Annotated in this window: 8 protein-coding genes; 2 read left to right on the forward strand and 6 right to left on the reverse strand. The window is 62.0% G+C overall.

Features of this window, described 5'->3' with window-relative positions; all coding sequences use genetic code 11:
* Window positions 1-131 precede the first annotated feature (131 nt).
* A complete protein-coding gene (locus QO034_RS21110; protein ID WP_284487501.1) occupies window positions 132-578 on the forward strand; it encodes a hypothetical protein in 447 nt (148 codons plus the stop codon).
* Between the two features lie 206 nt (window positions 579-784).
* Window positions 785-2,530, forward strand: coding sequence for an amidohydrolase (locus QO034_RS21115; RefSeq protein ID WP_284487502.1), 1,746 nt, complete (start codon window positions 785-787; stop codon window positions 2,528-2,530).
* 661 nt (window positions 2,531-3,191) lie between these two features.
* Here the strand turns inward: QO034_RS21115 and QO034_RS21125 are convergent.
* The 6 genes from QO034_RS21125 to QO034_RS21150 all read right to left on the reverse strand — a co-directional run bounded on the left by QO034_RS21125 (window position 3,192) and on the right by QO034_RS21150 (window position 11,685).
* The gene (locus QO034_RS21125; protein ID WP_284487503.1) at window positions 3,192-4,094 is read right to left on the reverse strand and encodes a CPBP family intramembrane glutamic endopeptidase; all 903 of its coding nucleotides are present in this window, start codon (window positions 4,092-4,094) and stop codon (window positions 3,192-3,194) included.
* A gap of 554 nt (window positions 4,095-4,648) precedes the next feature.
* Window positions 4,649-5,446 carry an efflux RND transporter periplasmic adaptor subunit gene (locus tag QO034_RS21130; RefSeq protein ID WP_284487504.1) on the reverse strand — a complete coding sequence of 266 codons (798 nt, stop codon included), beginning with the start codon at window positions 5,444-5,446 and terminating at the stop codon, window positions 4,649-4,651.
* A gap of 10 nt (window positions 5,447-5,456) precedes the next feature.
* On the reverse strand, window positions 5,457-7,133 hold the full coding sequence (locus tag QO034_RS21135; RefSeq protein ID WP_284487505.1) for a hypothetical protein: 1,677 nt from the start codon (window positions 7,131-7,133) through the stop codon (window positions 5,457-5,459).
* Between the two features lie 103 nt (window positions 7,134-7,236).
* Window positions 7,237-9,441: a site-2 protease family protein gene (locus tag QO034_RS21140; protein WP_284487506.1), complete on the reverse strand. Its 2,205-nt coding sequence runs from the start codon at window positions 9,439-9,441 to the stop codon at window positions 7,237-7,239.
* A 4-nt stretch (window positions 9,442-9,445) separates the two neighbouring features.
* Complete coding sequence (locus tag QO034_RS21145; protein ID WP_284487507.1) at window positions 9,446-11,332, reverse strand: HlyD family efflux transporter periplasmic adaptor subunit; 1,887 nt, start codon at window positions 11,330-11,332, stop codon at window positions 9,446-9,448.
* Window positions 11,333-11,358: 26 nt separating this feature from the next.
* Window positions 11,359-11,685 (reverse strand): DUF3467 domain-containing protein, encoded by a 327-nt coding sequence (locus QO034_RS21150; RefSeq protein WP_284487508.1) that lies wholly within the window; start codon window positions 11,683-11,685, stop codon window positions 11,359-11,361.
* Between the last annotated feature and the right edge of the window lie 183 nt (window positions 11,686-11,868).

An 11,868-nucleotide genomic window follows, 5' to 3' on the forward strand; every position in this document is an offset into this window, starting at 1 on the left:
CCGCGTCCGAAGCGCGCCTGGCAGTGGTGCTGACATGAAACATCCTCCTGAAAAGGATGAATCACAATCGACCCCTCAAGGGAATCCCCAGCGACTCAGGGTTTCCCCGAAATGCTTTAGGATGACCAGACATGGTCGGCTTCCCTGCACCCGTAGCGGGTGGTTGGTTCAAAGGTTTGTTTCATAGTCATTTTTCAGGGCGGTGCCCCCGTTCCGGAAATCTGCTTGCTGATCTGTTGATCTCGTCCATCTCCGGCAGCCGATACAGCTTGCCGGGCCTGCCGACGGCAATGGCGCGCGGCGAGATCGATGGGTTTGTCGCCTTGCGCCCGCATCAGCGCCCCGCCCGGCACATGTTCCTGGTGCACCATGCCGCGCTGGCGCTGGATCGGAACAGACAAAACGAACTGCCCAAGACCGAGGCAGAATGGGCAACGCTGCTGCGCGGTTTGACGCAGGAGTTTCCCGAGGACGACCCCTGGCACCTGATCGTTGCCGACCGCAACAACCCGGCCTTCATGCAACCGCCCGCCCCGGAAACCATCGTCCCGATGGACCAGAGGCCGGTCATGCACTAACAATCAAACCGGGCCACTCAAGCGGGGCTGCTCAGGCCCGGACTTCGATCAAAGCTCGCGGGCACGCGCCCATCATGAAAAAGTAGCCGCGAAAGATTGTTGCAATTCTTAAGCGGTCATCGTCATAGAGAAAGTGACTTACCATGGAATGCACGGGAACAAGTCTTCTAGCGGCAACTGTTATCGGATTCTTCAGTTCGACCGCGATGGCCCAGGAGATCGCCGATACAATCTACACCGGCGGTCCCATTCTGACGATCAATGACGACCAGCCCAGGGCCGAGGCGGTTGCCGTCAAGGACGGGGTCATCATGGCGGTTGGCGATCTGACCGCCATGCTGAAACTCCGGAACGATACGACACAAGTCTTCGACCTGGCTGGCCGCACGATGGTGCCGGGCTTCGTGGACAGCCACGGGCACATGGTATTCGGCGGCCTGCAAGCCTTGTCGGCAAACCTGCTTGCGCCACCGGATGGGGAAATCACCGACATAGCAAGTCTGCAAGACACCCTGCGCGCATGGGCCGAAGAGAACGCCGCAGCGGTCGAACAGGCCGGCGTCATCATCGGTTTCGGCTACGACAACGCCCAGCTTGCCGAGTTGCGGCACCCGACGCGGGAAGACCTGGATGCGGTTTCCACGGATGTTCCGATCATCATCGTTCACCAGTCCGGGCACCTCGGCGTCACCAATTCCAAGGCACTGGAGATTGTCGGCTTCGATGCCTCGACCGAAGATCCGGCAGGAGGCGTGATCCAGCGCGGCCCGGACGGAGAGCCCAACGGGGTTCTCGAGGAATATGCGTTCTTCGCCGCTCTCGGTCCCGTGCTGAACGAACTCGGTGCGGAAGGCATGGCGGCCTTTTCCGCTGCCGGCTCCGAACTCTGGGCGAGTTTCGGCTACACGACCGCGCAGGACGGCCGGTCGTCGGCGGGCGCTGTCGAGACGCTGAAGGCCGTGGACGCCGAAGGCAAGATTGCAGTCGATGTCGTCGCGTATCCCGATGTGCTCGAAGCACAGGACTACATTCGCGAACACGTATCCAAGGATTACGACAATCACATACGCGTCGGCGGCTGCAAGCTCACGATTGACGGTTCACCACAAGGCTTCACGGCGCTTCGAGACCGGCCATATTACGACCCGGTGGGCAATTATCCTCCGGGATATGCGGGTTATTCCGCCGTGACCATGGAACAGGTGCAGAACGCGGTGAACTGGTGCTTTGAAAACGGCATCCAGATCCTGGTCCATGCCAACGGCGAAGGCGCGTCCGACATGTTCATCGCAGCCGTAGAAGACGCCCGGGATACATATGGAGACCCCGGCAACCGACCGGTTCTGATCCACGGGCAATTCCTGCGTGAAGATCAGGTCGACTCCATGAAGCGGCTCTCTATTTTTCCGTCCCTGTTCCCGATGCACACGTTCTATTGGGGGGATTGGCACCGTGATCACACGGTCGGACCTGTGAACGCTGACAACATCTCGCCGACGGGCTGGCTCATGAAGCGGGACATGATGTTCGGCTCGCACCACGATGCACCGGTCGCCTTTCCCGACAGTATGCGGATCCTCGACGCGACTGTGACGAGACGCACCCGCTCCGGCGACATTCTGGGACCGGAGCATCGTGTTGACGTCATCACGGGTTTGAAGGCGCTGACGATCTGGCCGGCATGGCAGCATTTCGAAGAGGACAGGAAAGGTTCGATCGAGGTCGGAAAGATAGCTGATTTCGTGGTTCTTTCAGAGGACCCAACGGCGATCAATCCTGAGACCCTGAACACGATCAAGATCAGCGTGACGATCAAGGACGGCAAGGTCATCTACGAGCGGGACGAAAGCGTTCAGAAGGGGGAACTTAACCGTTCGAACTTTGCCTTCTCGCCCGCTTTCGGTGATCAGTTCCTGCACGCCATGCACGACGGGTTGGCCGTCGGGAACTGATTGGCGTGTTGGCCAAACCCTGTGCCGCGGGACCGCTCCAGCGGCACAGAGACCGGAAAAAAGCTACAAATCGTTCAGATCGCATCGTCCAAATTTCTCGCATTCGGGCTCAGAGCCGCCCATTGCTGCACCTACGTCGTGATAGACTGACCTGTCGACACCATGCCGAGAACAAGGGCCGAATCGTCGGACAGAAACGGCCCCTGCTGCCCGAGCAGGTCTGGGCGACCCGCGTCCGCCTTGAGATCGCAAGCAACGTCCGCGACCTCGCGCTGTTCACTCTGGCCATCGACAGCAAGCTTGGGGGATGTGATCCGGAGAAGCTGAAAGTCGCCGATGTCTGCGCCGCCGGTCAGGTGAAAGAACCCGCCCCGATCATCCAACGCATAGGGCGGAAGCCCGTCCGCTTCGAGATCATCGAGGGAATACGAAAATCGATCACGGCGTGGCTCAATGACCCACTGATGATCGGGTCAGAGCATCTGTGGCCCGGTCGATGCCACGAAAGGCTGCACATCTTGACCCGGCAATATGCGCGCCGTCCAATTGTTTCTTGGCCGCGCCAAGATGGATGGCATGGTCGGATATCCTGGCGTCGAGCCGGATCGCGTCGCGCAGCGTTTCAGGCAGGGCTGCGACGGGTCAGCGGACCAGGCTGCCGTCAACCTGCCGGTTGCCCGTCCCGATCACCTTGCGCTGCCTCGCGCCGGCCTACCAGGTAGTTGATGAGCAGGGCGATGAGAACGTAGCAGACGATCGTGGCGACCGTTTGCTGTCCCAGTGACGGACGGCCGTCGCTGAACATGATGGCGGTCCCGGCAGCGGGCCCCGCGGCCGTGCCGTTATTCACCTCGATTAACTGGCCCAGAGCAAAGTTGTTGAACCAGTGCCACCCCATCGGCATCCAGAGCGATCCGGTCCGAAAAACCATCCAGCCGAATAAGAGAGCCGGCAGGGCATAGTTGATGAGGCCCCACCAGGGCCAACCGATCATCAGCACATTGGGATAATGCGGAAGGGCAAAAGCGAGCGCGGTGACGACGACAATCGCCACGGGGCTGGCCGTGAAGGTGCGGACCGCCTGCATGCCGTAGCCGCGAAAGATGATCTCTTCTGCCGTTGTCTGCATGAAGACCTTCGGGATCGCGATCAGGAAGACCGGCAAATAGGTCGCCCAGTGCGGCGCACCGAACGAGATCGGCACCCCGAGCACCAGGCCGTAATAGAGCCAGGTCCCGATCCCCACGATGAGCGACGCCAGAATCCCCATCCCGAAATTCCACGCCTCGAACCTTGGCTTGGGGACCACGATGCTCCACCAGGGCCGCCGGTGGACCAGCCACACCCAGAGGAACGGAATCAGGATGATCGGAAGCAGGACGAGCATCGCCGCCAGATTGGCAACGACCGGTGGCCATGTGGTGTAGTCGCCCAACAGAGTGACCGGAAGGAAGAACAGGGCCGCCCCATAGTGCATCATCACGATCAGGAAAATGAACCCGGCGGCGTAAAGCCACTTGTTCGACCGGCCCTCGAACGCCCAGTTCAAAAACGATTGCGCCATGTCTTCGGCTCCGCGACCGCTGGTGTGGTTCTCAAATCATGCGATTGCCGACAGTTTAGAACAGACAGCCCGGCAGTTGACTACCCACTTCTTGCGAACCATCCGACATCGCGCCATGCAGCAAGGATGCGAAACAATGTCGGCCCAGGGCTCAGAACGGTCTTGCGGCGGCGCAGCGGGACGATCTTTAACCGTGATCCAAAAGCAGCCATTGCCAAAACCGAAAGGATTCTGTCGTTTCAGAATGGTGGTCAAAGCCGGGGCGTTTGCTGTCTGACGCCAGCGCCCACCGGACAGGTTTCGGGGTTTGGGCGGCAGAGGATTTCCGGTTCCTCTTCCCCAAATCGATGCCCGGAACTGCGATCTCCGTCAGAATGCTCCTTTCTTCTCCGCTGATCTCCACGACAATAGCCACGGTCCTGGCGGGAAGGCAGTTCATCCCATCAGGTCAATAGCTGCAAATCACCGCGATCATGGCGGCGACTCGGCCCGATGACCGCATCACCGTTACGAAGACCTCGAACCCGTCCCGCAAGCGCCGACGTCGGACAGGCTCAATCCCCGACGTTGAAATTCAACGTACAGCGCAGGCCGGAGGGCATTCGATAATCCGGATTGGCAAATGAAAGCTCGACCCCGAATGTTCCGCTGGCCATGTCGAAAACAGAATCGACATGTGTGATTTCGGTGCTGATGGGGGTGTCGAAAGGAGCCTGGGGCAAGACTGTCGCGCGACTTGACGCAGTGACCACGGGATAGTCTTTGACGGGCACAAAAGCTCGGACGATAAGCGGATCGAGATTCGCCAACTCAAGAATGATTGCACGATCTCCGACCAATGCCCCCGGATCTAGGAATTGCTGCACGACGATTCCATCGAAAGGGCTCCGTACGGTCTTGAGGGCAAGTAACGCCTCGGCCCGCTTCACTTCCAGCGCCGCAAATTTCAGGTCGGTTCTTGCGTTTTCCAGCTCGTGTTCGGCAATGGTGAATTCGGTCTGCGCGCGCTCCAGCGCTTCGGCCGGAGCCGCCTTTCGGTCGAACAGTTGGCGTGCGCGGTCCAACCTAGTCTGATAGAACCCATATCTGCTTTCCGCCGTCTGCAGGGCCGTCCGGCTCTCTGCGCGCGCGCGCGCGATGGCGAGGCTCGCCCTTTCGACATCGGATTGCAACTGCGCCAGGATCTGGCCTTCAACCACGCGTTCGCCCTGCTCGACCAGCACATCCTGCAGGATGCCCTCAACCGGACTGGTAACTTCCACTTTCAGCGACGGATGGATGGTGCAATCGAGCGGCTCGGATCGGGCTGGCGACACCAGGAGGATAAACACGGCGACAGGAGCGATTTTCATGATGATGAGCCTATTCGTTTTCACCCGTGAATCCAAACGCCTGTTCCATCGCGCTCTCCCAACGTGTACGGGCAGCGCGATAGCCGCTGGCGGCGCGGCGCTCCAGCCGATCGGCGCTGGCCAGTGCCGCCGCCATCAGCCGGGTGGAGGGCCAGCCCACCGCCCTCCGAAGCGCCATCCCTCGTCTGTCGCGCACCGCATGGATGGCGGCGTCGTCCCAGCTTGCATGGAGCTCGATCGCGGCACCGGGCCGCGCGCGCCAAACCATCAGCGCCTTCGGGTCGCGCCAACGGGCGGTTTCGGCCCCGGCGAACAACACCGGCGGGTCGCCATCCGCACACACCGCTTCCACATCTTCGGGACGCGTCGCCACCACGACGCCGTCGCGCAGCGTGGACGGCAGATTGGCCAGAATGGATTCTTTCGACGCTGTAGCGAACGGCGCGACCAGCACGACTTTCCCGCCCCCATCCGCCAATGCGTCCACGCGCGCGGCAATTGCCCTCCACTTCGCTTCATCGTCATCATGAGCGACGATGTCCAATCGTCCCCGCCGCACCTTGCGCGTTGGTGCGGTATTCCTGGAAGTCAGGGCATAAAGTTGCCACACGTCACGTTCCAGTCCGGGAACCGGTCCTGTGACACCGGCCAGGTGACGATAGCGGTCCAACATGCGGCGCAACGACATTTCGCTGGCAATTTCGCCGTCCGGTCGGTCGCCGCTTTCCTTGGCCAAAACCAGGCTTTGAACCGGAACCAGGCTACAGCGTGACAATCGGGTGGCGCGGATCGGATCGGCGAGTTCCGCGCTGCCATGGATGATCGCGTAATCCTTGTGCGGCTTCATGGCGAACAATACCGTTAGCGCGGCATCAAGGGTCTTGTCTCGCCAGGCCGCCGAGGCCCAGAGAGGTCCGAAGCTGAGGGCAAGGCGCTCGGACCGGCGTCTGCCTTCGTCGGTCAGCGCCGGGTCGCCTTGCCCGTTCGTGGCGAAGTCGGTTGCGCGGCGCATCCGCAAAGCCAGCGCCAACGCTTCCCTTGCGACGCGAGCATCGTTGATCAGTTCCATGTCGTCTTGAAGCTGTACCGGACGGCCCGCGGCCTCGATTGCAATATCGGCAAAGCCATCAATCAGGGCCACGTCAAGCGGACCGCAAAGATAGGCCCGCCTTGCGGCAGTCCCTTCCGCCAACGATTGGGTCAGAAACCGGGCGCCGAACCGCCGCGTCAGCCCCATCCTCCTGTCGCGAAGGTGGTCGGTCGCGACTTGCAGTACACCGGCCGCAACCACGGGTGCCCCGTAGCAGTCGCGCCGAAGGTCATTTTCCGCGGCTTCCGGAATTGCCGCGATGGGCAACCCCATTTGATCAAAGAAATCCGCGGTGGCCTGCCGAAACTGCTGCGCCAGGCCCGGGAGCGCAAACAGAAGATGCACTTGCCGTCCCTGACGGGCAAGTGCAATGGCCGTCACAGCCAGCGCCGCGCGCCGGATGCCCGGATCTTCCGCGACCGCGACCTGCCCAAGGACCATCGCAGAAGCCACGCGCGCAACGGCGGCGGTGTCTTCCGGCTGGCAAAGTCCGGTCTGAGCGGTTTTCCAGCACAACGCGGCCAGGCTTGTGACGTCACACTCTGTTGCCTTGCCCGAAACCGTTAGGGCCCGGACGCGCCAGAAAGCGCCGGCCACGGCGTCCTCCAACCGTTGCAGCCGACGCAACAGGCCGCCATGGGCAGGTCGAGCCCTTTGGTACCGGGCCCGCTGCCAGCCGGTAACGGGTTTGCGCAACACGTCAGACATCAAACCGTTTCAGGAACATGCGCCGCAACTCGCGAAACAGCTGGAACCCGACAGGTTCCGAACCAAGGTCGAACCGCAGGTAGATCCGGTCTCCGATCCGGCTCAGGTGCCAGGAGTCCGGCACCGCCAGGCGAACGTGGAATATGTCCTCAAGAACTGTCAGGTCCTCGCGCGCACCCGGCGATATGCTGAACGCCCCCCCGCCCGGAACGGCAAGCGCGGCAGAGCGCAACTGTCGCGTCGTGCTGGGTTCGATCAACAGGACCTCGGCCGCGCCCAATTTGGTCAGATCCCAGGCCGGGCGCGCCTCGACGCCCCTGAGCCGGCTGCGCAGCAAGTCGAAATCCACCGCCGGCAAGGCCGCCTCGATGACAGGGTCACCAAGCGCGCTGACGTAACCGGGAGACTGGCCGCGACCGATATAGCGGCCCACGAGCGCGCCGGTGTCATGGGCCAGGAACACGCCGCCTCTCTCCGCGCGCACCGTCAGCGAACCCGAACGCTCCTCGGCCCGCGCCAGCCGTGCCTCGACATGGGCCAGTTGCGCCCGAAAACTGCGTGTGTTTACCGGATCGTCGAACGTTGCCCGCAGCAATGCCCGCAACTCCTCTGCCTGAACCTTCAGCACCGCAATTTCGGCCTCGATCAACGGCGCCTCCAGTGACATCAGAACCTGGCCCGGTTCCACGGTCTGGCCGGGCACCGCCTCCACCGACAGAACGAAACCGTTGGCGCCGGCCCGCACCGCGCTGTCTTCCGGTGCGACGACAACGCCCTGGGCCATGGTTGCCAGAGGCGCGGGGACAAACAACAGGAAACAGGCAAGTACGGCGACCAGAGCGCCGCTCAATCCGATGGCGCGTGTTCGCCGGCCCTTGAGTGCCGGCGCGGCGACGACAAACCAGACCAGTTTGCTGATCGGCAACACAAACATCTGAAACGCGGCCCAGATTGCCAGCAGGACGCCGATGGTGAAGAATTTTGTCGCGACGAACAGGATGATCGCGGTCATCACGAAGAGCCGGTAGAAATATGAGGCGATAGCGTAGCCGAACAGGATCTTCCGTTCGGCCGGCGAGTCCGCCGGGCTTTGCACCCGTTCCATTTTGAAACCGTAGCGCTGGACGAGGTATCCGACATACCGGTTCGACCGCGGCCCGAGGTTGGGCATCTCCAGCAAGTCCATGAGGATGTAGTAGCCATCGAAACGCAACAGCGGATTTCCGTTGAACAGGACGGTCGAAACCCCGGCGATCAGCACGACGTTGTACATCGCCGACCGCGCGAGACCCGGTTCCATCTCGGTCCACAGCCACAATGCGACGACGGCAAGCGGGAGTTCGGCCAGAATGCCGCCCGCACTGACCGCCACCCTCTGCCAGCGCGAAGGAAAGGCGGTGGCGCTTGAGGCTTCGACATATGGCACAGGCACGAATACCAGGAACATGATGCCGATCTCGTGAATCTCGCCACCCCAGCATTTGGCCGCATAACCGTGGCCCAGTTCGTGGACTATCTTGACCAGCGGGAACAACACCCAGAGCAGCAGAAGGTTATCCGCGCTCAGGACCCGGTCGGCAACGTCGGAACTGAGTTCCGTCCAGTGCACCGCGCCGAGCGAAATACCCCAGCAGACGAAGGCGAACCATATGATCGCCGCGATCGGCGTGAAGAATGGCCGAACCAGGAAGGCCGTCGCCTCCAGAAATCGATCCGGATCGAACAATGGCACCCGGATCGCCAGCGGACTGCGGACCCGCGACAACAAGTTGCGCCGGACAAGATTCCGCGAGCGGCGCGCGATCTCGTCAAGATCCGGTGACAGCTGACCGCGCATCAGATCCGCGCTATGCAATCGGCCGAGCAAGGCGATTACTTCGTCCTGCGTCGGGCTCGCCTCGCCGTCGTGGGCAACTGCGTCTATCCAGATTTCCTGCACCGTCCGGCGTCCATCCATCCCGGCGACGATGCGATAGAGTTCGGGCGTGATCCTGTGGTACCGCCCGTTGACGTTATCCTGCAGGATATACCAGACCTTGCCGCGCAACACATGCCGATGGATGGCAGCCTGTGGTCGCAGCCGGGGGCGCATCGCCGCGACATGGCGCCAATGTGGGCTCAGAAGTGCTTCCTGGGCGTGGCCGCTGCCTTCGGCCTTTCCCGCGTCGCCACCGACATCTGCGCCACGCTCCGCCACCCGGTCAAATCCTCCAGCGCCAGAACGTAAGCCGGGCCCAGTCGACCAGGCGGTGCGTCCAGATCCATATCAGCCTTCGGTCTTCGATCACGACCTTGGCCACGCCTTCCATGCCCGGGCGCATTTTCCTGCGTTCGGAGCTATCCGTGATCACTGCGTCCACCTCGAAGAAGTTGCGCCCTTCGGCCTGTACAGACACTGGCGAAAGCCGCGTGATCTCGATCTCGACCGGCGACTCGGGAAAGGCCGCGAGCGCAAGCTGCCCGGTCTGCCCCGGCGCAATCTGTTCGACGTCGCGCTCATCCACCAGAACTTGCACCCGGTATTCATCCAGAGGCGCAATCTCGAACAGCACTTCTCCCCGCGCCACGGCATCTCCGATCCTCTGACTGAGATCGCCGGCGACAACGACGCCGTCAAACGGCGCGAACATTGCGGTCCGGTCAATTTGCGCGTCCAGAAGCGCTATCTTCGCATCGGCCTGTCCGATCCGTGCGCGCAAGACGTTGAGCCCGGCCCGGTCGCTCTGCGCCAAAGCCTGGTCGTATTCCACGACGCTTTGATTGCGCTCGGTCAGCCTCTGGAGGCGTTCGATCTCCAAATCGCGCGTGTCAAGCCTGGCCAACTGGTCGCCCGCATTGACAAGATCGCCCGCGCGGACCGTGGCGCTGTCGAGATAGCCGTCAAACGGCACCGTAACGGACCGCTCGACAACACCGGACAACCGCGCGTCCGCGGTCACACGGTAGGGACGTTCGACAAAGACAAGCAGTGTCAGCGCCACGATCGCCAAGGCCAGGGCCAGCTTGCGGCCGAGATAGCGCGGGCCGAACAGCCGGGCGAGAAACACCCAGGTCGCATGGGCCGCCTTGACCAAGAGAGGACGGTCGTTGCACCTCTTGTCCTCCAGAACCGGGCCGGCAAGCGCCGCTACGGTCTCCAGAAACAACGCGTCATCCTCGGTGAAAGGCGCCTCGACCGCGCGTTCCAGCACAATGCCTCCGATTGCCCGATCGCCTGCAGGCAACGGAGTCGCCAATACCGCGAGTCCGCCGTTCAATGCCATCAGTTCCTGCTGCGCCCGGCGCACGGTGCCGTCGTCGCCGAGGCTCGGCGTCAGAATGGTGTGCCATTGATCGATAGCCTCATCGGATACACGCTCGATGGCTCGCATCAGGTTGCTGCGCCGGTCGAATGTGGCGCTGTGCGACACCGCCGTGGCGCGGCTGCGCCGGCGCTTGTGACGCGTGACGACAACGCGGTCGCAATCCAGTTCCGTTGCTAGCTCGGTCGCGAACACTCGGCAGGAATCGGTGAACCGCGGCGCGGCCAGCGTTGCCGCGAAAAGTTCTATTGCGAGACGCAGCCGGTCATTGCCCAGACGGTCGCGTTCGCCTTCGCGTTCCCGAAAGGCGGAGGTGATCCAGGCCGCACCCCATTGCAGATCACGCATCACCAGCGCCAGCGCGTCACGAGACCTGTCGGAGATCTCGATCGCCACAATGCCGATTATCTCGCCGCCCAGCCGGATCGGCTGAGCGATATCGACGGCATCCGCCGTGTGCCGGTCCGTGTCTCTTTCTGACCGCGGCGCCCGCGCCACGCCGCGGTCCTCGCGCAGGGCGGTTTCCGCCGCCGCCGAAAGTCCCTTGGTCGCCACCCTGCCCTTCGGCCAATAGGAAATCGGTTCAAGCTGTCCGTGAAGCTCGGATTTCAGCAACAGCACCGCCCGCGAAGCGCCGCCGACCCGCTGGCACAGAAGTGCCAGCCATGCAGCACTGTATTCGCCAAGATCATCGCTGGAATCGAGCTTGCTCCAAAGCGCGTGGTCCAGAACGGCAACTTCCTTGCCGGCTTTGGCGGCGCTTTCCGGGCGATCGGATTCAGCCATCGGTCTGGGCTCTCCGGATCAATGGATCACGGGTTGGTCGCCGACGGATCCCGCAGGTCGAGATCCAGCGGACCGAAACGCTTTTCATACTGGGCCAGAACGCCCGACAACAGCATGACGAGCCGTTTTGCCGCGTAAGGGTTGACCACGATACGATCGGTGAGCGTGACGTGGAACTCCTTTTCCGAGGCGTTCCACGTCTTGTTGATACCGAAGAACAGCGTGACCTCTTCGCGGGTGCTCGTGGCGTTGACGACGTTGGCGTAGGACATCCGCATGTTGCTGTCGTCCCAAATGACCTTCGGTGTCTGGGGAGCGCCGGAAGCATTCGGCTGTGCGTTCTCGTCGGCCATCGGAAGTATCCTTTCAATGCAATCTGTTTCAGACGGGGCCGGCATGCGGCAACAGATCCGCCTCGACACCCTGATCGACAATAGCTGAGCTCAGATAAAACTCAAGTATCTCAATGAATTAGCTATTGTGTTCCGGCGCATGAATACAGCATCCCCGCCGCAGAAGCAGGTCCGCAGCGGTCG

This window comes from Sedimentitalea xiamensis (genome assembly GCF_030164465.1).
GTDB classification, from domain to species: domain Bacteria; phylum Pseudomonadota; class Alphaproteobacteria; order Rhodobacterales; family Rhodobacteraceae; genus Sedimentitalea; species Sedimentitalea xiamensis.